This is a genomic window from Paraburkholderia sp. (assembly GCF_028283785.1).
In the GTDB taxonomy this organism is placed as follows: Bacteria; Pseudomonadota; Gammaproteobacteria; order Burkholderiales; family Burkholderiaceae; genus Paraburkholderia.
In genome coordinates this window covers 168,324-193,409 of record NZ_JAPWKB010000012.1, presented here as the reverse complement: position 1 = coordinate 193,409, position 25,086 = coordinate 168,324, and the positions used below count along the sequence as shown (strand labels likewise).

Annotated in this window: 14 protein-coding genes, 1 pseudogene and 2 riboswitches; of the genes and pseudogenes, 6 read left to right on the top strand and 9 right to left on the bottom strand. The window is 64.2% G+C overall.

Annotation, left to right across the window (positions count from 1 at the left end):
* Positions 1 to 26 precede the first annotated feature (26 nt).
* Together hemE and PW947_RS12595 are read left to right on the top strand one after the other, a co-directional pair.
* Positions 27 to 1,130 (top strand): uroporphyrinogen decarboxylase, encoded by a 1,104-nt coding sequence (hemE, locus tag PW947_RS12600; RefSeq protein ID WP_299632058.1) that lies wholly within the window; start codon positions 27 to 29, stop codon positions 1,128 to 1,130.
* A 503-nt stretch (positions 1,131 to 1,633) separates the two neighbouring features.
* Positions 1,634 to 3,877, top strand: a complete 2,244-nt coding sequence (locus tag PW947_RS12595) for a primosomal protein N' (RefSeq protein ID WP_299632056.1) — start codon at positions 1,634 to 1,636, stop codon at positions 3,875 to 3,877.
* 29 nt (positions 3,878 to 3,906) lie between these two features.
* Here PW947_RS12595 and PW947_RS12590 read toward each other — a convergent pair whose 3' ends face one another.
* The gene (locus PW947_RS12590; protein ID WP_299632054.1) at positions 3,907 to 4,104 is read right to left on the bottom strand and encodes a hypothetical protein; all 198 of its coding nucleotides are present in this window, start codon (positions 4,102 to 4,104) and stop codon (positions 3,907 to 3,909) included.
* A 290-nt stretch (positions 4,105 to 4,394) separates the two neighbouring features.
* Between PW947_RS12590 and putA the strand changes: the two are divergent.
* Positions 4,395 to 8,343 (top strand): annotated as a pseudogene (gene putA, locus PW947_RS12585) (trifunctional transcriptional regulator/proline dehydrogenase/L-glutamate gamma-semialdehyde dehydrogenase).
* Positions 8,344 to 8,430: 87 nt separating this feature from the next.
* On the top strand, positions 8,431 to 9,579 hold the full coding sequence (locus PW947_RS12580; RefSeq protein ID WP_299632052.1) for a branched-chain amino acid ABC transporter substrate-binding protein: 1,149 nt from the start codon (positions 8,431 to 8,433) through the stop codon (positions 9,577 to 9,579).
* Between the two features lie 110 nt (positions 9,580 to 9,689).
* Here the strand turns inward: PW947_RS12580 and PW947_RS12575 are convergent, their stop codons facing one another.
* The 8 genes from PW947_RS12575 to PW947_RS12540 form a co-directional block, all read right to left on the bottom strand.
* Complete coding sequence (locus tag PW947_RS12575; RefSeq protein ID WP_299632050.1) at positions 9,690 to 11,414, bottom strand: thiamine pyrophosphate-binding protein; 1,725 nt, start codon at positions 11,412 to 11,414, stop codon at positions 9,690 to 9,692.
* 138 nt (positions 11,415 to 11,552) lie between these two features.
* Positions 11,553 to 12,941 (bottom strand): L-serine ammonia-lyase, encoded by a 1,389-nt coding sequence (locus tag PW947_RS12570; protein ID WP_299632048.1) that lies wholly within the window; start codon positions 12,939 to 12,941, stop codon positions 11,553 to 11,555.
* A 41-nt stretch (positions 12,942 to 12,982) separates the two neighbouring features.
* Positions 12,983 to 14,140, bottom strand: a complete 1,158-nt coding sequence (locus PW947_RS12565) for an alginate lyase family protein (RefSeq protein ID WP_299632047.1) — start codon at positions 14,138 to 14,140, stop codon at positions 12,983 to 12,985.
* Between the two features lie 124 nt (positions 14,141 to 14,264).
* Positions 14,265 to 17,201: an aminomethyl-transferring glycine dehydrogenase gene (gene gcvP / locus PW947_RS12560; RefSeq protein ID WP_299632046.1), complete on the bottom strand. Its 2,937-nt coding sequence runs from the start codon at positions 17,199 to 17,201 to the stop codon at positions 14,265 to 14,267.
* Positions 17,202 to 17,272: 71 nt separating this feature from the next.
* Entirely contained in the window at positions 17,273 to 17,653 is a 381-nt protein-coding gene (gene gcvH / locus PW947_RS12555) for a glycine cleavage system protein GcvH (RefSeq protein ID WP_299632045.1), read from the bottom strand.
* Positions 17,654 to 17,723: 70 nt separating this feature from the next.
* Entirely contained in the window at positions 17,724 to 18,845 is a 1,122-nt protein-coding gene (gene gcvT, locus PW947_RS12550; RefSeq protein ID WP_299632043.1) for a glycine cleavage system aminomethyltransferase GcvT, read from the bottom strand.
* Positions 18,846 to 18,922: 77 nt separating this feature from the next.
* A riboswitch (glycine riboswitch) is annotated at positions 18,923 to 19,074 on the bottom strand.
* A gap of 20 nt (positions 19,075 to 19,094) precedes the next feature.
* Positions 19,095 to 19,196: riboswitch (glycine riboswitch) on the bottom strand.
* Positions 19,197 to 19,401: 205 nt separating this feature from the next.
* A complete protein-coding gene (locus tag PW947_RS12545; RefSeq protein WP_299632041.1) occupies positions 19,402 to 19,752 on the bottom strand; it encodes a hypothetical protein in 351 nt (116 codons plus the stop codon).
* 176 nt (positions 19,753 to 19,928) lie between these two features.
* Complete coding sequence (locus PW947_RS12540) at positions 19,929 to 20,981, bottom strand: oxidoreductase (RefSeq protein ID WP_299632039.1); 1,053 nt, start codon at positions 20,979 to 20,981, stop codon at positions 19,929 to 19,931.
* Between the two features lie 1,258 nt (positions 20,982 to 22,239).
* Here PW947_RS12540 and PW947_RS12535 point away from each other — a divergent pair.
* Positions 22,240 to 24,330, top strand: coding sequence for a UvrD-helicase domain-containing protein (locus PW947_RS12535; RefSeq protein ID WP_299632038.1), 2,091 nt, complete (start codon positions 22,240 to 22,242; stop codon positions 24,328 to 24,330).
* A 148-nt stretch (positions 24,331 to 24,478) separates the two neighbouring features.
* Positions 24,479 to 25,042 carry a nuclear transport factor 2 family protein gene (locus PW947_RS12530; RefSeq protein ID WP_299632035.1) on the top strand — a complete coding sequence of 188 codons (564 nt, stop codon included), beginning with the start codon at positions 24,479 to 24,481 and terminating at the stop codon, positions 25,040 to 25,042.
* The last annotated feature ends 44 nt before the right edge of the window (positions 25,043 to 25,086 follow it).

Below are 25,086 nucleotides of genomic sequence, written 5' to 3'. Positions count from 1 at the left end.
CCCCTTTGCCTCCAGCAGACCGCAACGTGGCCCATACCCTCCTGAACGACACTTTCCTGCGCGCGCTGCTGCGCCAGCCGACCGACTACACGCCGATCTGGCTCATGCGTCAGGCGGGGCGTTATCTGCCGGAATACAACGCCACGCGCAGTCGCGCGGGCAGTTTCCTCGGCCTCGCGAAAAGCCCGGCCTATGCAACCGAAGTCACGTTGCAACCGCTCGACCGCTATCCGCTCGACGCCGCCATCCTGTTCTCCGACATCCTGACCGTGCCCGACGCGATGGGCCTCGGCCTCGAATTCGTCACGGGCGAAGGTCCGAAATTCGCGCGGCCGGTTCGCACGGAAGACGACGTTGCGCGCCTCGCCGTGCCGGATATCGACGCGACGCTGCGTTACGTGACCGACGCCGTCAGCGAAATCCGCCGCGCGCTGGTCGATGCCCAAGGCCGTCAACGCGTGCCGTTGATCGGTTTCTCGGGCAGTCCGTGGACGCTGGCGTGCTACATGGTCGAAGGCGGCGGCTCGCCCGACTTCCGCACCGTCAAGTCGATGCTGTACGCGCGCCCGGATCTGATGCACCGCATTCTGGAGATCAACGCGAAATCGGTGGCGGCCTATCTGAACGCGCAGATCGAAGCCGGCGCGCAAGCCGTGATGATCTTCGACACGTGGGGCGGTGCGCTTGCCGACGGGATCTATCAACGCTTTTCGCTGCACTACACGCAGATGGTCGTCAGCCAGTTGAAGCGCGAGCACGACGGCCAGAAAGTGCCGGTCATCACGTTCACGAAGGGCGGCGGTCTGTGGCTCGACGAGATCGCCGAGATCGGCGTCGATGCGGTCGGGCTCGACTGGACCGTCAATCTGAGCAAGGCGCGCGAGCGGGTCGGCGGCAAAGTCGCGCTCCAGGGCAATATCGATCCGTCCGTGCTGTTTGCGCCGCCGTCGGCGATCCGCATGCAGGCGCGCGCGGTGCTCGACAGCTTCGGAAATCATCCGGGACACGTGTTCAACCTCGGCCACGGCATCTCGCAATTCACGCCGCCCGAAAACGTCGCGGAACTGGTGGATGAAGTGCATCGTCATAGCCGCGCGATCCGCGCTGGAAACGTTGTCAGCGGGTCCTGACACGGTCATCCGACAGCCTGAAAAACAGGCAAAAACCGGGGTGGCGGACGCTTCGTGCCCCGATTATTTTTTGCTGCAGCGCACTAGGCTGGGCTCTCGGTCTAAGGGCAGCTTTCGGGGTCTTTGGCCCGTCCGTGGCCCTTTCCGGCGATGTCAAGACTTGACTTATGCACATTAAGTACGTTGCGTCGCAGTAGAGCGTTGGCGCGTACGAAAAAGCTTGCAAGTTATGTGCGCACTTGATCTAAGCCTTGTCTGGCAAGGCTTCCAGGGAATTGCCCGGAAATGTGCGGAAACCCACACAGGGCAAGGCTCTCACGGTTTTTGGGCCAGCCGGACGAAGTTCTCAACAAAGTTATCCACAGGGCGCGCGGTCGGGTGCAATTCATCAGTCGAATCCAAAAGTTACCGCGAAAACTGAAGGTTTACTTTAACTTCCGGTCATTTTCCGGCGTCGCACGGTGCGCCGCAGCGGCGTTCGCCAACTGCCCCGTTTCTCCGACGTGAGCGCGCTTTTCGTCCGCGTCGCGCTCGATCATCCGCTGCCGACATTGTTCGACTACCGCTGGGATAGTCCTATTCCGCCATCCGTCGGCACGCTCGTCAGCGTGCCTTTTGGACGTCGGCATATCGTGGGCCTCATCTGCGAAGTGGTTGCTCACAGTGAGGTGCCTGCGGAGCGCATCAGAGCGGTGGATAACTTTTGCGGCGCGTGTCCGGCGTTGTCGGCCGAGTGGATCAGGCTCGTGACCTTCGCCGCCGACTACTATCAGCGGGGCATCGGTGAAGTCGCGTTGCCCGCGTTGCCGCAAGCATTGCGCGACGCGTCGCGCTGGTCGAGGCTGTTCGCGCCCGAATCCCGCTATCGATTGTTGCCCGCCGGTCGGGACGCGTTGCCGCGCGAATTGCCTGCACGCGCGAGCGCATTGCGCCGCCTCGCCGACGCGCTCGCGGAAGTCGAGTTTCTCGTCGCCGCCGACGCCCGCGCGCTTCATCCCAAAGCGGTCGCGACGCTCGACGCGTGGTGCGAACAAGGCTGGGTCGCGCTCGACATCATCGACGCCGCGCACGTACCGGCACCGCAACCGACGTCGATCGAAGCCGTGCGTCTGCCGACGCTCACCGACGAACAGGCCGACGCCGTCGACGCCATCCGCGGCGCGCAAGGCTTTGCGCCTTTCCTGTTGCACGGCGTGACCGGCAGCGGCAAAACCGAGGTCTATCTGCGCGCGCTGGCAGCGATCCTCGAAAGCCGGCCGGACGCGCAGGCGCTGGTGCTGGTGCCGGAAATCAATCTGACGCCGCAATTCGAAGCGGCATTTCGCGCGCGCTTCGCCGCGCTCGACGCCACCGCGATCGTCACGTTGCACAGCGGTCTCGCGGAAGGCGAACGCGCTCGCCATTGGTTCGCGGCGCACACCGGGCGCGCGCGGATCGTGCTCGGTACGCGGCTCGCAGTGCTCGCGTCGCTGCCGAAACTGGCGGTGATCGTCGTCGATGAAGAACACGATCCGGCGTACAAGCAGCAGGAAGGTTTGCGCTATTCCGCGCGCGACCTCGCCATCTATCGGGCGAAGCAACACGGTTTGCCGGTCGTGCTCGGCTCGGCGACGCCGTCGCTGGAAAGCTGGTGGCAGGCCGATCAAGGCCGCTATACGAAGCTCACGCTGTCGCGTCGCGCGGTCGCCGACGCGGTGTTGCCGACCGTCCGCCTGATCGATCTGGAAGAGGAGCGGCGGCGAGGACGCGCATCCGTCGAAGGTCTGTCGGGCCCGTTGCTGGCGGCGCTGCGCGCGCGCGTCGAGCGTGGCGAACAGAGTCTCGTGTTTCTGAACCGGCGCGGTTATGCACCGCAACTCGCGTGCGATTCTTGCGGCTGGGTGGCCGGTTGTCCGCGATGCAGCGCCTATGTCGTGCTGCATAAGCAGGAACGCACGCTGCGTTGCCACCATTGCGGCTGGGAAGCGCGCATTCCGAGGTCATGCCCGGAGTGCGGCAATGTCGATATCGCGCCGATGGGGCGTGGCACGCAACGGGTCGAAGAAACGCTGGCGAGCGCCGTGCCGGGCGCGCGAATCCTGCGGATCGATGCCGACAGCACGCGCCGTAAAGGCAGCGCGCAGGCGCTGTTCTCCGACGTGCACGCGGGCGAGGTCGATATTCTGGTCGGCACGCAGATGATCGCGAAAGGGCACGACTTCCAGCGCGTGTCGCTAGTGGGCGTATTGAACGCCGACACGGCGCTGTTTTCGCACGATTTCCGCGCCAGCGAACGGCTGTTCGCGCAATTGATGCAGGTCAGCGGCCGCGCCGGCCGCTCGGGCTTGCCCGGCGAAGTGCTGGTGCAAACGCGCTATCCGCGCCACGCGCTGTATCACGCGCTCGCGCGTCACGATTACGTGGGTTTCGCAAACTCGCAAATCGCCGAACGACGCGACGCGCATTTGCCGCCCTTCATCTATCAGGCGTTGTTGCGCGCGGAAGGCCGCACGCTCGAAGCCGCGCTCGATTTTCTACAGCAGGCCGGCGAGGCGCTCAAAACCATTCCCGCCGCCGAGCGCGTGACGGTCTACGACGCCGTGCCGCTGACGATCGTGAAGGTGATGCACGTTCATCGCGCGCAATTGCTGATCGAAAGCGCGTCGCGCGGCGCGCTTCAGGCAACCCTGCACGCGTGGCAACCGATGTTGCGCAGCCTCAAAGGCGTGCTGCGCTGGAACGTCGAAGTCGATCCGCTCGATATCTGATCGAGCCGCCAACGCGCGACGCGCCGCAATCAGCCGCGCGCGTCGCGCATCGATTCGCGGATTTCCTGCTCACGCGTGCTGATCGGCACCAGCAACGGCGACCGGCGCAACGCGCGGCCGTCGCCATCGCCCGGGCGGACACCGCCGGTTGCACCGCGGATGAACAGCACCGCGCCAAGCGCGAAGAACATCCACACGCCCATTCCCACTACCAGCCACTTTTCCATTTTCCTGACCCCGTCGTGCGCGCGCCGTCAGTGCGGCCGCATAGCTGTATAACGGCGCGCCGCGCGTTTGGATAAGGGGCAACCCGAAAAGAAAATGCCAGGGAAACTACTGAGATCGACGGTGGTGCACGGCGATGTTCCAATTCGGCACAAAGCCTTGCTGCGTAAGGGTTCCAAGATGGTGCAACCGTGTCGCTCGTCCGGTTGCACCTTTTTATTGGGAGGCATATGATTCGGCAACTTTTTAGTCTTTGGCCAGCGCAGGTCAGCTGGCATATGAAGAAGGAAACATGGCTAGCACCACTCTTGGCGTCAAGGTCGATGACCTCCTGCGCCCGGCTCAAAGATGCCGCCACCCGTCTCGAACGCACCCCGCACTGGCTGATCAAGCAGGCGATCTTTGCCTACCTCGAAAAAATCGAGCACGGCCAGCTTCCGGCTGAACTGTCGGGCGTCAGCGGTTCGGCCGATCTCGCCGACGGCAACCACGCCGAATCCGACGACGACAGCGCGTCCCATCCTTTCCTCGAATTCGCGCAGAACGTGCAGCCGCAATCGGTGCTGCGCGCGGCGATCACGGCGGCTTACCGTCGTCCGGAGCCGGAATGTTTGCCGTTCCTGGTCGGTCAGGCGCGGGTGCCCGCGAATCTCGCCGGCGACGTGCAGGGCATGGCGCACAAGCTGGTGTCCACGTTGCGCGGCAAGAGCAAGGGCGGCGGCGTCGAAGGATTGATCCACGAATTCTCGCTGTCGAGCCAGGAAGGCGTCGCGCTGATGTGTCTGGCCGAAGCGCTGCTGCGCATTCCCGACCGCGCCACGCGCGATGCGCTGATCCGCGACAAGATCAGCAAGGGCGACTGGAAATCGCACGTCGGCCAGGCGCCGTCGTTGTTCGTCAACGCCGCGACCTGGGGCTTGATGATCACCGGCAAGCTGGTCACGACCAATAGCGAAGCCGGTTTGTCGTCGGCGTTGACGCGTCTGATCGGACGCGGCGGCGAGCCGCTGATCCGCAAGGGTGTCGATATGGCGATGCGCCTGATGGGCGAGCAGTTCGTCACCGGCGAAAACATTTCCGAAGCACTGGCGAACAGCCGCAAGTACGAAGCGCGCGGTTTCCGCTACTCGTACGACATGCTCGGCGAAGCCGCGACCACCGAAGCCGACGCGCTGCGTTACTACGCGTCGTACGAACAGGCCATCCACGCCATCGGCAAGGCGGCCGGCGGACGCGGGATCTACGAAGGCCCCGGTATCTCGATCAAGCTATCCGCGCTGCACGCACGCTACTCGCGTTCGCAGCAGGAACGCACGATGAACGAACTGCTGCCGCGCGTGCGCGCGCTGGCGATTCTCGCGCGCCGCTACGACATCGGCCTGAATATCGACGCCGAAGAAGCCGACCGCCTCGAAATCTCGCTCGATCTGCTCGAAGCGCTGTGTTTCGATCCGGAGCTGGCGGGCTGGAATGGCATCGGTTTCGTCGTGCAGGCGTATCAGAAGCGTTGCCCGTTCGTGATCGAGTACATCATCGATCTCGCGCGCCGCAGCCGTCACCGGATCATGGTTCGCCTCGTGAAGGGCGCGTACTGGGATACCGAAATCAAGCGTGCTCAAGTAGACGGCCTGGAAGGTTATCCGGTCTATACGCGGAAGATCTACACCGACGTGTCTTATCTCGCTTGCGCTAAAAAGCTGCTCGGCGCACCGGACGCGGTCTATCCGCAGTTCGCGACGCACAACGCGCACACGCTGTCGGCGATCTATCACCTCGCGGGACAGAACTATTATCCTGGCCAGTACGAATTCCAGTGCCTGCACGGCATGGGTGAGCCGCTGTACGAAGAAGTCACCGGCCGCGACAAGCTGAACCGCCCGTGCCGCGTGTACGCGCCGGTCGGCACGCACGAAACGCTGCTTGCGTATCTCGTGCGCCGTCTGCTTGAGAACGGCGCAAACACGTCGTTCGTGAACCGTATCGCTGACGAAAACGTCGCGATCGACGACCTGATCGCCGATCCGGTCGATGAAGCGTCGAAGCTCACGCCGCTCGGCGCGCCGCACGCGAAGATTCCGCTGCCGCGCAACCTGTACGGTGCCGAGCGCGCCAATTCGGCCGGTCTCGACCTGTCGAACGAGCATCGTCTGGCGTCGCTGTCGTCGGCGTTGCTGGCGAGCGCGAATCACCCGTGGCGCGCCGCGCCGATGCTCGAAACCGATGCAACCGTCGAAGGCGTCGCGCGCGACGTCCGCAACCCGGCCGATCATCGCGATCTGGTCGGCACGGTCATCGAAGCGACGTCGGAGCACGTCGGCGCCGCGCTGGCGAATGCCATCGCCGCCGCGCCGATCTGGCAAGCCACGCCGGTCGAGGCGCGCGCCGATTGCCTGTCGCGCGCAGCCGATCTGCTCGAAGCGCAGATGCATACGCTGATGGGCCTGATCGTGCGTGAAGCGGGCAAGTCGCTGCCGAACGCGATTGCCGAAATCCGCGAAGCCGTCGATTTCCTGCGTTACTACTCGACGCAGATACGCACCGAATTCTCGAACGACACGCATCGTCCGCTCGGTCCGGTCGTCTGTATCAGCCCGTGGAATTTCCCGCTGGCGATTTTCATGGGCCAGGTCGCGGCCGCGCTGGCTGCCGGTAACACGGTGCTCGCGAAACCCGCCGAACAGACGCCGCTGATCGCCGCGCAAGCCGTGCGCATCCTGCGCGAAGCCGGCGTGCCGGCCGGCGCGGTGCAATTGTTGCCGGGCGACGGCGAAACCGTCGGCGCGGCACTGGTGGCCGACGCGCGCACGCGTGCGGTGATGTTCACCGGCTCGACCGAAGTGGCGCGTCTGATCAACAAGACGCTGTCCGAACGCCTCGATGCAGATGGCAAGCCGATTCCGCTGATCGCCGAAACGGGCGGCCAGAACGCGATGATCGTCGATTCGTCGGCATTGGCCGAACAGGTCGTGGCGGACGTGTTGCAGTCGTCTTTCGACTCCGCCGGTCAACGGTGTTCGGCGCTGCGCGTTCTTTGTCTGCAGGACGACGTTGCAGACCGCACGCTGGAAATGCTGACGGGCGCGATGCGCGAACTGGCGATCGGCAATCCGGACCGGCTGTCGGTGGATGTCGGACCGGTGATCGACGCGGACGCGAAGCGCGGCATCGACGCGCACGTCGCGGCGATGCGTGACAAGGGCCGCAACGTCGAGCAACTGGCGATGCCGGAAGGTTGCGCACAAGGCACCTTCGTGCCGCCGACGCTGATCGAACTCGACAGCATCGACGAACTGAAGCGCGAAGTGTTCGGTCCGGTGCTGCACGTGGTCCGTTATCGCCGCAGCGCGCTGGACAAGCTGCTGGAGCAGATCCGTGCAACCGGTTACGGGCTGACGCTCGGCATCCACACGCGGATCGACGAGACGATCGCTCACGTGATCAGCCGTGCGCATGTCGGCAACATCTACGTGAACCGCAACGTGATCGGCGCGGTGGTCGGGGTGCAACCGTTCGGCGGCGAAGGCTTGTCGGGTACGGGTCCGAAGGCGGGCGGCGCGTTGTATCTGCAGCGTCTGCTGGCGACACGTTCGGCCGGTTTGCCGAAGTCCCTGGCGCAGGTCCTGGTGTCCGACGCGCCGCAAGCTGCCCAGAATGTGGGCGGTTCGCAGAATTTGGGAGACAATCCGTCCGCGGCGCTGACGACCCTGCGTGACTGGCTGATCGCCGAAGGTCAGGCAAGCCTGGCCGCGCGTTGCGACGGGTATCTGTCGCAAGGCCTGGCGGGCGCGACGGCCGTGCTGGCCGGTCCGACCGGCGAGCGCAATACGTACACGCTCGGCGCACGCGGCACGGTGCTGTGCGTGGCGACGACGGTATCCGGCGCACGCGTGCAGTTCGCGGCGGCACTGGCGACCGGCAACCGCGCGCTGTTCAGCGGCGCGGCGGGCGAGCAACTGGTGGCGGCGTTGCCGGCATCGCTGAAGCCGTTCGCGAGCGTCCGGAAGGGTGCGGATGCGCTGTTCGATGCCGTGCTGTTCGAAGGCGACAGCGACGAATTGCTGGCGCTGGTGAAGGAAGTGGCAAAGCGTCCGGGGCCGATCGTATCGGTGCAGGGCGTGGCGGCGGGGGCACTGGACAGCGGCGACGAGGACTACGCGCTGGAGCGTTTGTTGACGGAGCGCTCGGTCAGCGTGAATACGGCGGCAGCCGGCGGTAATGCGAATTTGATGACGATCGGTTGAGCACGCCTCATCGGTCGATTCAAAAAAACGGAAGCGGCACGGCGATCCTGATGCCGCTCCACTCAAACCTGGTATCAAGGAGAAGCTATGCAACACACGATGAAACAGCTGGCAGGCGCGACGCTGGTTGCGGCTCTGTCGCTGGCGGGGACTGCGAAGGCACAGACGGCTGAAGACGTGAAGATCGGTTTTGCCGGTCCGATGACGGGTGCCCAGGCTCACTACGGCAAGGACTTCCAGAACGGCATTACGCTGGCTGTTGAAGAAATGAACGCGACCAAGCCGATGATCGGCGGCAAGCCGGTTCACTTCGTGCTCGACTCCGCTGACGACCAGGCTGACCCGCGCACCGGCACGACCGTGGCCCAGAAGCTGGTGGACGACGGCATCAAGGGCATGCTCGGCCACTTCAATTCGGGCACGACGATTCCGGCATCGCGCATCTACGCGAATGCGGGCATCCCCGAAATCGCGATGGCGACGGCGCCTGAGTACACGCAACAAGGCTTCAAGACCACGTTCCGGATGATGACGTCCGACACGCAGCAAGGTTCGGTTGCAGGCACGTTTGCCGTGAAGAGCCTGGGCATGAAGAAGATTGCGATCGTCGACGACCGCACCGCATACGGCCAGGGTTTGGCTGACCAGTTCGAGAAGGCCGCGAAGGCATCGGGCGCGACGATCGTCGACCGTGAATTCACGAACGACAAGGCTGTCGACTTCAAGTCGATCCTGACGAAGCTGAAGTCGATGCAGCCGGAACTGATCTATTACGGTGGTGCGGACTCGCAGGCAGCGCCGATGGTCAAGCAGATGAAGTCGCTGGGTATCAAGGCACCGCTGATGAGCGGCGAAATGGTTCACACGCCGACGTTCATCCAGATCGCGGGCGACGCGGCGAATGGCACGGTGGCATCGCTGGCGGGTCTGCCGCTGGAAGAAATGCCGGGCGGCAAGGACTACATCACGAAGTACAAGAAGCGTTTCGGTGAAGACGTGCAAACGTACTCGCCGTACGCCTACGACGGCGCAATGGCCATGTTCGACGCGATGAAGAAGGCAAACTCGACGGATCCGGCGAAGTACCTGCCGTTCCTGGCGAAGACGGCGATGCCGTCTGTGACGTCGGCGAGCCTGGCGTACGACGCCAAGGGCGATCTGAAGAACGGCGGCATCACGCTGTACAAGGTTGTCGACGGTAAGTGGACGACGCTGCAAAGCGTGGGTGGCAAGTAAGGTTTAACCGCCGGGTCGCGCCCTGGCAGGTACAGGGCGCTGTCGGCACGGTTATTTCGAGCCCCGCAAGGTGAGTTGCCTTGCGGGGCTTTTTCGTTTGCGGCGGCGGACTACTCGCCGCGCGCCTTCCTTCCGGCTTCACGAATCTGCGCGAGCGTTGCGCCAGGCGTGCTCGCGTCTTTCGGCAACTGAATCTCGATCAGCGCCGGTTTCCCGCTTTCCACGCACCGCTGGAACGCAGGCATGAACTGCTCGGTCGTCGTCACGCGTTCGCCATGTGCGCCGAACGCCTTCGCATAAGCCACGAAATCAGGATTGGTCAGCCCGGTGCCGTGAACCCGATCCGGATAGGTCTTCTCCTGATGCATCCGGATCGTGCCGTATTGACTGTTGTTCACGACGATAAAAATCACCGCAAGGCCGTATTGCATCGCGGTCGCGAGTTCGGAACCGGCCATCATGAAACAGCCGTCGCCGGCAAACGCGATCACGGTCCGCTCCGGATACAGCGACTTCGCTGCAATCGCAGCCGGTACGCCGTAGCCCATCGCGCCGCTGGTCGGCGCGAGCTGCGAACGGAAATGCCGGTAAGCAAAGTGACGATGCAGCCACGTCGCGTAGTTGCCCGCACCGTTCGTCACGATCGTGTCGTCCGGGACGTGCGCGCGCAATTGCTGCATTACCTCGCCGTATTGCACGTCGCCCAGCATCGGACGCGGTGCGCGCCAGTTCAGATAGGCGTCGTGCGCGGCGGCGGCGCTTCCCGCCCATGACGGTGACGCCGGCGCCGGCAACGCGGCGAGCATCGACGCTATTTCGGGCATCCCGGAGACGATCGGCACATCCGCCGAATACACGCGTCCGAGTTCGTCCGCGCCTTGATGCACGTGAATCAAGGTCTGCTTCGTCTTCGGAATGTCGAGCAGCGTGTAGCCGCCGGTCGTGGATTCGCCCATGCGCGGGCCGAGCACCAGCAACAGATCGGCTTCGCGGATGCGCTGCGCCAGCGCGGGATTGATGCCGAGCCCGACATCGCCCGCGTAGTTCGGATGATCGTTGTTCAACGTGTCCTGAAACCGGAACGCGAGCCCGACCGGCAATTGCCATTGCTCGACGAAGCGCCGGAAGTCGTCGCATGCTTGCGACGTCCAGCCACTGCCGCCCGCAATCACGAACGTCCGTTGCGCGCCTTCGATCATCTCGCGCACGCGCCCCATCTGCGCCGCCGACGGCGATGCCGCCACCCGCTGATACGCGGGCGCGCCCGGCACGGCCTCGCACGCGTCGCTCAGCATGTCTTCCGGCAACGCCAGCACGACCGGACCCGGACGACCGGACGTCGCGATGTGAAACGCGTGGCTCATGTACTCGGGAATCCGGCGCGGATCGTCGATTTGCGCGACCCACTTCGCCATTTGCCCGAACATCCGCCGATAGTCGATTTCCTGAAACGCCTCGCGATCCATATGCTCGCGTGCGCACTGGCCGATCAGCAGGATCATCGGCGTCGAATCCTGAAACGCGGTGTGCACGCCGATCGACGCATGCGTCGCGCCCGGCCCGCGCGTGACGATCGCGATGCCCGGTTTGCCGGTCAGCTTGCCGACGGCTTCGGCCATATTCGCGGCCGCCGCTTCATGCCGGCAGACGATCGTCTGGATGTGCGCGGTTTCGTCGTGCAGCGAATCGAGCACGGCGAGGAAACTCTCGCCAGGCACGCAGAACACGCGCTCGACGCCGTGCGTCAGCATCGCATCGACAATCAGGCGCGCGCCGGTGGTTTGATGCGGGTGATCGGGGTGACCGGCTTGAGGGGAAGAAATCGGCTGCGGCATTGCTTGGGCATCTCCTGTCGTTTCGAGCGGCGAACGGGACCATTGCATCTGCCGACAGCTTACGACGACCGCCGCGCCGACGTCATGCGCGAATGCGACGTGGACGATCGTCGTCGGCCAAGCGGCGCGACGCCGCTGTCAGCATTCGACGATATTGACGGCCAGTCCGCCGCGCGAGGTTTCCTTGTACTTCGTTTTCATATCGGCGCCGGTTTCGCGCATCGTCTTGATGACGGAATCCAGCGAGACGTAATGGCTGCCGTCGCCGCGCAAAGCCATCCGCGCCGCGTTCACGGCTTTCACCGAGGCCATCGCGTTGCGCTCGATGCACGGAATCTGCACCATCCCGCCGACCGGATCGCAGGTCAGCCCGAGGTTGTGTTCCATGCCGATTTCCGCGGCGTTTTCGACCTGCTCCGGCGTGCCACCCATCACCGCGGCCAGCGCGCCTGCCGCCATCGAACACGCGACGCCGACTTCGCCCTGACAGCCCACTTCCGCGCCGGAAATCGATGCGTTGAGCTTGTAGAGAATGCCGATCGCAGCCGCCGTCATCAGGAAATCGAACACGCCTTGCTGGTTCGCGCCCGCCATGAAGCGCGTGTAGTAATGCAGCACGGCGGGAATGATGCCGGCCGCACCGTTGGTCGGCGCCGTGACCACGCGCCCGCCCGCTGCGTTCTCTTCATTGACGGCGATTGCGTACAGGTTGATCCAGTCGATCATCGACAGCGGATCGCGCAACGCCATTTCCGGATTGCCCGACAACGCGCGATACAACTGCGGCGCACGGCGCTTCACCTGAAACGGTCCGGGCAAATTGCCTTCGGCGGCCGGATTGCCGATTCCGCAACCGCGCGCGACGCACGACTGCATCACGTTCCAGATTTTCAGCAAGCCTTCGCGCGTTTCTTCTTCCGTGTGCCACGCGCGCTCGTTGTCCCACATCAGTTGCGCGATGCTTTTGCCGGTCTGCTTGCACATCGCCATCATTTCGTTGCCGCTGCGAAACGGGTACGGCAGTTGATCGACCGCGCTCAGCACCTTCGTGTTCGGCGCGCCCGCCGTCACCACGAAACCGCCGCCGACCGACAGATACGTCGCTTCGCGAAGGATTTCGCCGTTCGCGTCGAACGCACGCAGTTTCATGCCGTTCGGATGCTCGGGCAACGCCTGCCGGTAGAACGAAATCTGATCTTTCAGCACGAACGGCACGATGTGCGTGCCGAGCAGCGCGAGTTGCCGGCTCGTGCGCACCGCTTCGAGCCGCTCCGAAATCGTATCGGGATCGACGGTGTCGGGCGCATCGCCCATCAGACCGAGCATCACGCCGCGATCGGTGCCGTGGCCCTTGCCGGTCGCACCGAGCGAGCCGTACAGATCCACCTTGACCGATGCCGTCGACGCGAGCAGCGCGTCGCGTTCGAGACCTTGCGCGAACAGCAACGCCGCGCGCATCGGACCGACCGTATGCGAACTGGACGGACCGATGCCGATCTTGAAGAGGTCGAACACGCTGACTGCCATTACTGCTCCTGCTTTCTGAAATTAAGCGCGACTCGTGCGCGTCAGCGTGCCTGTAAAGGCAGACAGACGGCGAGCCACGCGGGGGGTGTCGGTGCAAGCTTCAGCGCGACCGGCGCATAGCGTCCGTCGAGCCGTGCTGCGAGGTGAAACAGTTCCGCTGCGTTTTTCGGATCCCACGGACCCGCGTAGCCTGGCAATCCGGCTTCGCGGCGTTTTGTATCGAACGCGACGTTCGAATGCACGAATTCTTCATGCGCCTTGATACCCGCGGCATACGGCGCGAGCCAGTCGAGCGCGGCTTGCAGCGATGCGCCGCTCGACGCCTTTTCCGGCAACCAGTTGCGGTTGTGGCGGCGCGCGGCGAGCGCGGCCGTGACCAGCGGTTGCAGGTCGTATGTGACGTAATGCAACGCGTCGCGCTCGGTGAAGTCGATCGTGGCGCCGTCCGGCGCGATGTTGTCGCCGATATGCTCGATGTACAGTCGCTGCGCAGCATCGATCAACTTGCGGTTGTCGAGCGTGAACGCGGCCATTGCAATCAGCTTCACGCGATGACTCTGCCAGTTATTGCGAAACGTGCCTTGCAGCGGACGCGGTTGCGCATCGACCTGCGCGATGTAGCCGTTGGCGAGTTTCGTCAGAAACGCCATCGACGCATTGCGCGTTTTGACCGGCAACGCGCTTGCCGTCATGTCGTACGCGAGGATCAGGCCGTCGAAATGGGTTTCGTCGATGGGATTGAAGCTGGGTTGATACGTCGTCACCCACGCGAACAGCAGACGATCGACCAGCTTCAGATAACGGTCGTCGCTGGTGGCGCGCCACGCGAGCGCGGCATCGCGCAACAGATCGAGGTCTTTTTCGGCTTCGACGCTCTGGTCGTAAATGCCTTCGTGCGGCAGCGTGCCTTCCGTATGCAACTTCGGCAGCGCGTGAGCGGGTTCGTTCAGATGACTCTGGACATAGCTGACGAGCGCCTTGACGCCCGGATCGGCATTGGTCCGTTCACTGGTCTGGAGCGCGGGCGCTGCACAAAAATTCATCGCTGCATGCGCGGATTGCGCGGTCAGCAAGACTGCGCCGCATGCGGCTAACGTGCCCACCATGCGTTGCGGCTTGCGCCACGCCTGTCGCAATGAGGAAAGCGGCGCTTGCGCCGTAAGGATCCGGCTTTGCATCGTTCGCACCTGTCGCGCCATGCAACACTCCCTGTTTGGCTTGTTCGGTGTGTGATGTTAGCCGTTCCCAGGCATCAGCGACAGAAACGCACGCCGCCTTCGACCGGCTGAAGGCGGCGTGCCCGTCGCGTTGGAACGTCGGGCGTTACGCGTAGTCGGAGACCGGCACGCACGAGCAGAACAGGTTGCGGTCGCCATAGACGTTGTCCGCACGGCCGACCGGCGGCCAGTACTTGTTCGCCACCAGCGACTTCAGCGGATACGCGGCGGTTTCGCGCGAATACGCGTGCTTCCAGTCGTCGGCGATCACGACGGCGGCCGTGTGCGGCGCGTGCTTCAGCGGATTGTCTTCGCGATCCGACCGACCTTCCTCGACCGCGCGGATTTCATCGCGAATCGCGATCATGGCGGCGATGAAACGGTCGAGTTCGTCTTTCGACTCCGATTCGGTCGGCTCGACCATCAGCGTGCCCGGCACCGGGAAGCTCATGGTCGGCGCGTGGAAACCGAAGTCGGCGAGGCGCTTCGCGACGTCGTCCACCGTGATGCCGCTGGTGTCCTTGATCGGACGCAAATCGAGAATGCACTCGTGCGCGACCAGTCCGCCGGGGCCCGAATACAGCACCGGATAGTGCGGCGCGAGCTTGTTCGCGACATAGTTCGCGTTGAGGATCGCGGTTTCGGTGGCGGCGGTCAGATTCTTCGCGCCCATCATCGCGATGTACATCCACGAGATCGGCAGGATCGACGCGGAGCCGTAAGGCGCGCCGGATACCGCGCCGATGCCTTGCGGCGCGCGTTCGTAACCCGACGACGTCTGGTTCGGCAGGAACTGCGCGAGATGCGCGCCGACGGCAACCGGACCGACGCCCGGTCCGCCGCCGCCGTGCGGAATGCAGAACGTCTTGTGCAGATTCAGATGCGAAACGTCGCCGCCGAACTGGCCCGGCGCGGTCAGACCGACCATCGCGTTCATGTTCGCGCCGTCCACGTAAACCTGGCCGCCGTGCGCGTGCACGATCTCGCAGATTTCGCGCACGTTGGCTTCGAACACGCCATGCGTCGACGGATACGTGATCATGATCGCGGCGAGCTTGTCGGCGTGCTGCGCGGCCTTCTTGTTCAGATCGTCGATATCGACGTTGCCTTGCGCGTCGCAAGCCACCACGACCACCTGCATCCCGGCCATCTGCGCGGACGCCGGATTCGTGCCGTGCGCCGAAGCCGGAATCAGACACACGTTGCGATGACCTTCACCGCGCGATGCGTGATACGCGTGAATGATCAACAGACCGGCGTATTCGCCTTGCGAGCCGGCATTCGGTTGCAGCGACACCGCCGCGTAACCGGTTGCCGCGACCAGCATCTGTTCGAGCTGATCGATCATCTCGCGATAACCGACGGTTTGTTCGGCGGGTGCGAACGGGTGAATCTGGCCGAATTCGGGCCACGTGACCGGCAGCATTTCCGACGTTGCGTTCAGCTTCATCGTGCACGAGCCAAGCGGAATCATCGAGCGGTCGAGCGCGAGGTCTTTGTCCGACAGGCTGCGCAGATAGCGCAGCATTTCCGTCTCCGAATGGTGACGGTTGAACACCTGATGCGTCAGATATGCGCTGGTGCGTTCGAGCGAAGCCGGCACCGACGACGTATTCGCGGCCGCCAGCGCCGCGTCGAGCGCATCGATTTGCGGCACGTCGCTGACGAACGCGGCTTGCGCGAACACGGCGAGCAGATCGGCGAGATCGCCGCGCGTGGTGGTTTCGTCGAGCGACAGGCCGACTTGCGTATCCGACACGCGGCGCAGGTTGATGCGCTTCGCGGTGGCCGCGTCGAGCAGCGCTTGCGTGCGCGCGCCGGTCTCGAAGGTCAGCGTGTCGAAGAAGGTGTCGTTGACTTGCGCGTAACCGAGCTGCTTCGCGCCTTCGGCGAGGATCGCGGCGAGGCGGTTCACGCGCAGCGCGATGGTCTTCAGGCCGCGCGGACCGTGATACACCGCGTACATGCTGGCCATGATCGCGAGCAGCGCTTGCGCGGTACAGACGTTCGACGTCGCTTTTTCGCGGCGGATATGTTGCTCGCGGGTTTGCAGCGCGAGACGCAGCGCCGGATTGCCTTGCGCGTCCACCGTCACGCCGACCAGACGGCCCGGCATCTGACGCTTGAATTCGTCGCGCACGGCGAGATAGGCCGCGTGCGGGCCGCCGAAACCGACCGGCACGCCGAAGCGTTGCGAGTTGCCCACGGCCACGTCCGCGCCCCATTCGCCGGGCGGCGTCAGCACGGTCAGCGCGAGCAGATCGGCGGCGGCGACGACATGGCCGCCCGCAGCGTGGATCGCGTCGGCGAGCGCGCGGTAGTCGCGCACATCGCCGTTCACGCCCGGATATTGCAGCAGCACGCCGAACGCATTCGCTTCAGCGGCTTGCGCGGCCGGACCGACCTTCACTTCGATACCGACCGGCGTTGCGCGCGTTTTGACGACTTCGATGGTTTGCGGCAGCACGTCGTCGGCGACATAGAAGATGTTCGACTTCGGCTTGCCGACGCGTTGCAGCAGCGTCATCGCTTCAGCGGCCGCGGTCGCTTCGTCGAGCAGCGACGCGTTCGAGATCGCCAGACCGGTCAGGTCGATGATCATCTGTTGATAGTTCAGCAACGCTTCCAGACGGCCTTGCGAAATTTCCGGCTGATACGGCGTGTACGCGGTGTACCACGCCGGATTTTCCAGCACGTTGCGCAGGATGACCGTCGGCGTGTGCGCGTTGTAATAGCCCTGGCCGATATACGTCCGGAACACCTGATTCTTGTCCGCGAGTTCGCGCAGCGCGGCGAGCGCTTCGGCTTCGCTCTTCGGTTGCGAGAAGGGGCCGAGCGGCAGCGTCTCGGTGCGGCGGATCGACGGCGGAATCACCGCGTCCATCAACGCGGCGCGCGTGTCGAAGCCGAGGGCTTCGAGCATCGCCTGCTGGTCGGCCGCGTCCGGGCCGATATGCCGTTCGGCGAAGGCGTCGTGCACTTCGAGCGCGGCGAGCGAGAGAGGAGTGCGGTTCATCAGACGATCCGGGTGTTCGAGCTTCATGAAAGTTCCTGCGGGTGCGGGCGGGTTCGCAATCGCGTTGCGAGCGCCCGCGCCTGTCGTTCAAATGGGAATTACGCGCCGATCGATTTCGTGTACGCGTCGGCGTCGATCAGACGATCGTGCGTGGCGTCGGCGGCCGGCTTGATCTTGAACAGCCAGCTCTCGTACGGCGCGCTGTTCACGCTGTCCGGCGAATCGGACACGGCCGGATTCGCTTCGATGATCTCGCCCGAAACCGGCGCGTAGATATCGGAGGCGGCCTTTACCGATTCGATCACCGCGACGGTGTCGCCGGCGGTCACGGTCTTGCCCAGTTCCTGGACTTCGAAGAAGACGATGTCGCCGAGCGCTTCCTGCGCGTGGTCGGTGATGCCGACCGTCAGCGTGCCGTCCGCTTCGGTGCGGACCCATTCGTGCGATTCGGTGTATTTCAGATCGGCCGGGATGCTCATTGGATGCTCCTGATGCGGTGTTGTTCGTTTAGCTTGAAGGGAGTTCGCGCGTGACAGCGGCGTGACGTCGTCAGACGGCCGCCAGCACCTTGCCTTGACGCACGAAAGGCATTTTTACCACGCTTGCGGGCAGCGCTTTGTCACGGATGTGCACGTGCACGATGTCGCCCGGCTGCACGCCGGCAGGCACGCGCGCGAACGCGATCGACTCCTGCATCGACGGCGAAAAAGTGCCGCTGGTAATTTCGCCTTCGCCATGCGGCGTGACGACTTTCTGGTGAGCACGCAGCACGCCCGCTGCCTTGCCGTTGTCCTTGTGCAGGATCAGACCGACGAACGCAGCGCGCGAACCGTTGGCGACGAGTGCGGCCTTGCCGACGAAATCGCGCGGCGCGAGCAGATCGACGGTCCATGCGAGACCGGCGTCGAGCGGCGAGACGTCGTCGTCCATATCCTGGCCGTACAGATTCATGCCTGCTTCGAGGCGCAGCGTGTCGCGCGCGCCGAGGCCGGCCGGACGCACGCCGTTGTCGCGCAGCGCGTTCCACAACGCTTCGACGTGACGTGCCGGTACGATGATTTCGAAGCCGTCTTCGCCGGTGTAACCGGTGCGCGCGACCGTCAGTTCGCCGAACGGCGTGTCGTCGATGCGGGCGGCGTTGAAGGCCTTGAGCGGCTCGGTGGCGCCGCGCGTCGTCGGCACGGTGGCCCAGAGTTTTTCGCGTGCGTTCGGGCCTTGTACCGCGACGATCGCGAAGTCGCGGCGCGGCGCGATGGTCACGTCGAAGCCGTGCTCGGCGTTGAGCTGGTTGAACCACGCGATGTCTTTGTCGGCGGTGCCGGCGTTGACGACCACGCGAAAGTGATCTTCGGAGAAGTAGTAGACGATCAGGTCGTCGATTACGCCGCCGTTCGGGTTCAGCAGGCACGAGTAGAGCGCCTTGCCCGGCGTCTGAAGCTTTGCGACGTTATTGGCCAGCGCGAATTCGAAGAATGCGCGCACGCGCTCGCCGGTGAAGTCGACGACGCACATGTGCGACACGTCGAACATGCCGGCGTCGGTGCGCACGGCGCGATGTTCGTCGATTTGCGAGCCGTAGTTGACAGGCATGTCCCAGCCGCCGAAATCGACCATGCGTGCATTCAGCGCGCGGTGCGTGGCATTGAGCGGGGTGTGTTTGAGTTCGGTCATCAGGGCCTCAGGCGTCTCGCGAAACAAAAAAGGCCATGCGGCGCCACGCGACGCCGGTAATGGCGAGCGATGCGATACACGGCCCCTCTGTCCTCGATACCTGAGAGATTGCGCCGGGCAGCGTGATGTCACGATGCCGCGAAGTGCGCGCGCCCCTTCGGTGGGCAGCCTGCCTGCATCGACGCGAATGCGGATGCGAAGGCTACTGCCGCTCTCCAGAGTGCGAAAAACCTGCGGTTAAACGGGTTTTTCGACGCGGTCGGTCCTTTTGCCTGAGAGTTTGCGGGTGTGCCCCTTCGGCGGCGCGGCCTGCGAAAAACTGCGGCCAGCACGCTCTCCCGACGCGTGCGGCGAATTTACGCGACGGCTAGGGCCTTGTCAATTAAAGGCCGGGAAGCGGCGCCAGCATTGGCGCAGCGGGTTTAGCCGCATCAAAAAAAAGCGCGGGACGGGTTTGACGCCGTGCCCGCGCGCTTGGTGTTCGCCGGAGGATGCATGAGTGTGGATCGACGGGGTTCGACGCCGAACGGCGCCGAACCTCAGCGAAACCGACGATTTATTCGCCGATCGCGTGAGCGGCGTTGTCGAGTTCGCCGTTGAGCACGCGCTGTTCGTCGGACGACAGGCCGCCGCCGTGTTGTCCGGCCATGTCGTGCGCTTCCTGGCGGATCGTGTCCAGACGATGATGCAGCGACGCGCCTTGCGGCGGCGGATACGCGCCCTTATTCACCTGTTTGTCGATACGGCGATGCAGGTTGTCGATCCGGCCGTCGACCTGGCCGAGACGATGTTCTGCGATCTGATGCGCATTGGGGCGCGGCGTGGCGGGTTGCGGCGGGGTGACCACGCACGCGGCCAGCGACGAAACCAGCGCGATTCCAGCGAGCGCGCGAATCAGGCGTTGCATTGTGACTACTCTCCTTGTGTTCAATCGGGGCGACGACGGTGCTCGCTTTCACAGACGCAAACCGGCCGCGCCCGGCCACCTTGAAGCGGTGACCCGACGAGCCGGCGAGGGTGAAGCGAGGGCTTTCTTTCGACGCTGTCAGCGGACCGTTAGCGCCTGTTCAGGACGCTGTGCGCTTAACGCAGGCGTTCGAACGGCACGCGGACTCCTTCGAGTTCGCTGCGTTGCGCGAGTTCAATGATTGTCATCACGTCGACGGCATCTTGCGGCTTGATCGGGAATGCCTGACGGTCCTGGATGGTCGCGGCGAGCGCCTGATAGAAGCCGATGTAGTCGCCGTCGCGGGTGGGCAGGTCGCGCTGCGCTTCCTGGCCGGCGGTGTCGAGCGTGCGCAGCAGGCCGTCGGGATTACCGCCGCCGAATCCGGCGTCGCCGGGGCGCAGTCCCTGCTTGAGCTGGTCTTCTTGGGTATCGAGACCGTATTTGACGTAACTGCCGCGCGTGCCGTCGATAGCGAAGCGCGGCGGCGTGATGGCCGACAGCGCGGTGGCGTGCAGCACGACTTCGAGGTTTTCGTAGCCGAGTTGCAGGTGGACGTAATCGGGCGCGGTGGCGTTGTCGCGCATGTTCTTGACCGCGGCCGAGACGGTCAGGGGCGTGCCGAACAGGGCGAGCGCCTGATCGATCAGATGCGGCCCGAGATCGAACAGCAGACCGCCGCCGCGCGCCGCTTCTTCGCGCCAGCGTTGCGGGACGGTGGGTCGGAATCGGTCGAAATGCGATTCGAAGTGGGTGACACGACCGAGCTCGCCGCTATCGATGAGATCGCGCACGGTGAGGAAATCGCCGTCCCAACGACGGTTATGGAACGGGGCGAAGGTGAGGCTGCGGGCGAGGGCGATATTGCGCAGCGTGTGCGCGTCGGCCGCGCTGAGCGTGACCGGTTTATCGACGACCACGTGTTTGCCCGCATCGAGCGCGCGCTTGGCGAGGTCGAAGTGCGTGTCGTTGGGCGTGGCGATGACGATGCATTCGACGTTATCGAGCGAGAGCAGCGCGCCCATATCGGCGACGATGGTGGCGCCCGGGAAGTCGGCGTGCGCCCGTTCGGGCTGGCCGGTCGCGATAGCCGCGACGGTGGCGCGGCCGCAATGTTCGATCACGGGCGCGTGGAATGTCGCGCCGGCGAAGCCGTAACCCATCAGGCCAATTTTTAGTGGTTCGGACATGGGGCTTCCTTCTCTCAGGCTGGTTGAGGTGGGGCGAGGGGTTTCGGTTTTTTTGTTTGGGGTGATTGTAGTGGGTTTGGGTTGGGTGTCTTGGGTTTGCTGCTGCTTGTCGTTGTTTCGCGTTCGCTTGTCCCGGTTTTGCGTTCGCTTGTCCCGGTTTCACGCTGGTCCGCCTGGATCGTCCCTGTGCGGGACCGCACCTACTTTTCTTTGCTCGCGCAAAGAAAAGTAGGCAAAAGAAAGCGCGTTTACACCACCACTTCGTAGCGGGTGGCGTCCTTCCAGAACGGGTAGTGGTCCGCGCACGATTTGAGTTGTCGCACCACCTAGCTCGGTGACAAGGCAGTCATTCGTTCCGGCTGTTCGCTCCGCGACAGCCGACGGGCACAGCCCCGTCTTTATCTCTTGGCGCCATCCGCGCGCTGCACTTCGTCCGTCACAACACCCATTTTCCTGGCGTGCGCCGGTCTGTTCTCGCGCGCAAAATTCCAGGCCAATCAGGCCGTCGAAACCATCGTGAAGTCGGGTGAGTGCCGTGGCGCAAATCGGGCCTTGAGCCGGAGGCTGGAACGGTCGTGGGGGCATGCAAATCGAGAGGCGCAAACCGGGCTTCGAGCCGATGCGGGGACCGTCGCGGGGCTGGCAATTCGAGAGGGAAAAACGGGCTTTGATCCCACGCCGGAACCGTCGTGAGGGCGGGCCAGTGACGAGGCGCAGATGGGGTTTTGAAGTGGGCTACCGCCGCGAAGCGGGCGGGATGTGCGGGCGCGGACCACCGGGAAAAACGGACCGGCAACTCCAAACGTGCGCGGTCCACTACCCGTTCTGGAAGGACGCCACTCGCTACGAAGTGTCGGTGTAAACGCGCTTTCTTTTGCCTACTTTTCTTTGCCCCCCCCCCCCCCCCCCCCCCCCCCCCCCCCCCCCCCCCCCCCCCCCCCCCCCCCCCCCCCCCCCCCCACCCCCCCGCCCCCCCCCCCCCCCCCCCCCCCCCCCCCCCCCCCCCCCCCCCCCCCCCCCCACCCCCCCCCTCGCGAGCAAAGAAAAGTAGGTGCGGTCCCGCACAGGGACGATCCAGGCAGACCAGCGCGAAAACGGGACACCCAAACACAAGCCCACCAAAAACCAACCCTCACCTTGCCCCCAAATCATCCGTGTTAACATCCCCGCCGGGACGGAAAAACCGACCCCACTTCAGCCGCAAAAAATCCCCGCGCCCCCGGCGCCAGCACTACACCAACTCCAAGACGCCACCCTGATGTCCGCCGGCCTGAATTCCGCTCAAAACGAAGCGGTCCGCTACCTCGATGGTCCCTGTCTCGTGCTCGCAGGCGCGGGCAGCGGCAAGACGCGCGTGATCACCCAGAAAATCGCGCACCTGATCGAGGCGAAAGGATTCGAGCCGCGCCACATCGCGGCTGTCACCTTCACCAACAAGGCGGCGGCCGAAATGCGCGAACGCGTCGGCAAGCTGCTCGAAGGCAAGACGCTCACCGCGCCCGGCAAGGAAGGCCGGAAGGTGCCCGTCAATCAGTTGACGGTCTGTACCTTCCACTCGCTCGGCGTGCAGATTCTTCGGCAGGAAGCGGAGCACGTCGGCCTCAAGCCGCAGTTCTCCATCATGGATTCCGACGACTGCTTCGGCATGATCCAGGAACAGGTCGGTTCGACGGATAAAGGCTTTATCCGCAAGATCCAGTCGATCATCTCGCTGTGGAAAAACGGCCTGATCATGCCCGACGAAGCCATGACGCTCGCCGCCAATGAGGACGAACATCAGGCGGCGATCGTCTATCGCAACTACGTCGCGACATTGCACGCGTATCAGGCGGTCGATTTCGACGATCTGATCCGACTGCCCGCCGAACTCTTCGCGATGAACGAACAGGTGCGCGAGCGCTGGCAAAACAAGCTGCGCTATCTGCTGATCGACGAGTATCAGGACACCAACGCGTGTCAGTACGAACTCGTCAAACTGCTCGCCGGACCGCGTGCCGCATTCACCGCGGTCGGCGACGACGATCAGGCAATCTACGGCTGGCGCGGCGCGACCCTCGAAAACCTCGGGCAGCTCAGCAAGGACTTCCCGAAGCTGCACCTGATCAAGCTCGAACAGAACTATCGTTCGACGGTCCGCATCCTGACGGCAGCCAACAACGTCATCGCCAACAACCCGAAACTGTTCGAAAAGAAGCTCTGGTCCGAACACGGAATGGGCGACACGATTACCGTCACCGGTTGCAACGACGAAGAACACGAAGCGGAATCGGTGGTGTTTCGCCTGTCCGCGCACAAGTTCGAACGCCGCGCGCAATTCCGCGACTACGCGATCCTGTATCGCGGCAATTTCCAGGCGCGGATCTTCGAGCAGGTGCTGCGCCGCGAACGGATTCCGTACGTGCTGTCCGGCGGCCAGTCGTTCTTCGATAAAGCCGAAATCAAGGATATTTGCGCGTATCTGCGCCTGATCGCGAACGCGAACGACGACCCCGCGTTCATTCGCGCGATCACCACGCCGCGTCGCGGTGTCGGCAACACGACGCTCGAAGCGCTCGGCTCGTTCGCGGGTCAGGCCAAAGTGTCGCTGTTCGAGGCGGTGTTTATGGGCGGCATCGAGGCGCGTCTGTCGGCGCGACAGGTCGAACCGCTGCGCGTGTTCTGCGAATTCATGCAGCGCCTCACCGACCGCGCGGACAAGGATCCGGCGACCGAAGTGCTCGACGACCTGATGGACGCGATCCACTACGAAGCGTATCTGTACGACGCGTTCGACGAGCGCCAGGCGCAGTCGAAATGGCAGAACGTGCTGGAATTCCTGGAGTGGCTCAAGCGCAAGGGCACCAAGCCCGAACCGGCTGCGGGCGCCGAGGCGACCGGCTACGACACCGCCGACGGTCTCGCCGATACCGGCAAGAATCTGCTCGGTCTGATCCAGACGGTCGCGCTGATGTCGATGCTCGAAGGCAAGGAAGAAGATCCGGACGCGGTGCGCCTTTCCACCGTGCACGCATCGAAAGGGCTCGAATATCCGCACGTGTTTCTGGTCGGCGTCGAGGAAGGCATCATGCCGCATCGGGGCGGTTCCGACGACGCGCCGGTCGATGACGCGCGCATCGAGGAAGAGCGGCGCCTGATGTATGTCGCGATCACGCGCGCGCAGCGGAGTCTGCATCTGAACTGGTGCAAGAAGCGCAAGCGGGCGCGCGAGACGATCGTCTGCGAGCCGTCGCGGTTTATCCCCGAAATGCTGCTCGACGATGCGCCGCCGCCGACGCCCGAAGAAGCGCCGATGTCGCCGAAAGACCGGCTCGCGAGCCTGAAGGCGCTGCTGCAAAAACCGGGCAGCTGATCCGTCGCCGGGCGGCTTCGGACAACGGCGCGCGGCGGGACGCAATCCCTTGCGCGTCGCAGGTGCATCGCGTTTTTGCGGGCGCGACGCGCTACAGTTTCGCGGCCCGCCGACTACCCGTTCTCCGACAATGACGCCACCGCCGCTCATGCCGTATCGCATCGCGCTCGACACCTATCTCGACGCGAAGGACAACACGCGCGCCGAACGCATCGCCGACGCGTTCGCGCCCGACGCTGTGCTGACGTTTTCGCTCGCGACATCCGCAATCGATTTTCCGTCCCGCGTCGAAGGCATCGACGGCATCGCCAGAACGCTGGTCAGCGATTTCGGTGCGCACTATACGCAGTGCCGCACGTATTACGTGTGCGACGCGTTGAGCGTGACCGACGACACGATCGACGCGTTGCCGTGGCTCGTGATCATGCGTGAACCGGAAGCCGGTGCGTTGCGGGTCGGGCACGGCACGTATCGCTGGCACTTCGGCGACGACGGCGGGGCGTTGCGCGTGACGCGCCTGCATATCGCCATCGCACGAATGGACGTCGTGCCCGACGCCGACGGTGAACGGCTGGCGGCGCTGCAAGACGGACTCGACTATCCGTGGCTGTCGCCGGCCGTGTTGCGCGCGCATTTCGACGCGGTATCGAACGCGCGGCCTGAACTCGCGTTTATCGACGGATTTACCGACGCGCTTGCCGCGCCGCGCTGAAAGCGGTCGTCAGAAAATCAAAAACCCCAACCGGCGCAATGCGC

Bases quoted from the DNA above. Each gene is read 5' to 3' on its own strand.
- PW947_RS12590 (WP_299632054.1), bottom strand. From the start codon at position 4,104: ATGGAAAAGTGGCTGGTAGTGGGAATGGGCGTGTGGATGTTCTTCGCG.
- PW947_RS12580 (WP_299632052.1), top strand. From the start codon at position 8,431: ATGCAACACACGATGAAACAGCTGGCAGGCGCGACGCTGGTTGCGGCT.
- PW947_RS12575 (WP_299632050.1), bottom strand. From the start codon at position 11,414: ATGCCGCAGCCGATTTCTTCCCCTCAAGCCGGTCACCCCGATCACCCG.
- PW947_RS12570 (WP_299632048.1), bottom strand. From the start codon at position 12,941: ATGGCAGTCAGCGTGTTCGACCTCTTCAAGATCGGCATCGGTCCGTCC.
- PW947_RS12565 (WP_299632047.1), bottom strand. From the start codon at position 14,140: ATGGCGCGACAGGTGCGAACGATGCAAAGCCGGATCCTTACGGCGCAA.
- gcvP (WP_299632046.1), bottom strand. From the start codon at position 17,201: ATGAAGCTCGAACACCCGGATCGTCTGATGAACCGCACTCCTCTCTCG.
- gcvH (WP_299632045.1), bottom strand. From the start codon at position 17,653: ATGAGCATCCCGGCCGATCTGAAATACACCGAATCGCACGAATGGGTC.
- gcvT (WP_299632043.1), bottom strand. From the start codon at position 18,845: ATGACCGAACTCAAACACACCCCGCTCAATGCCACGCACCGCGCGCTG.
- PW947_RS12545 (WP_299632041.1), bottom strand. From the start codon at position 19,752: ATGCAACGCCTGATTCGCGCGCTCGCTGGAATCGCGCTGGTTTCGTCG.
- PW947_RS12540 (WP_299632039.1), bottom strand. From the start codon at position 20,981: ATGTCCGAACCACTAAAAATTGGCCTGATGGGTTACGGCTTCGCCGGC.
- PW947_RS12535 (WP_299632038.1), top strand. From the start codon at position 22,240: ATGTCCGCCGGCCTGAATTCCGCTCAAAACGAAGCGGTCCGCTACCTC.
- PW947_RS12530 (WP_299632035.1), top strand. From the start codon at position 24,479: ATGCCGTATCGCATCGCGCTCGACACCTATCTCGACGCGAAGGACAAC.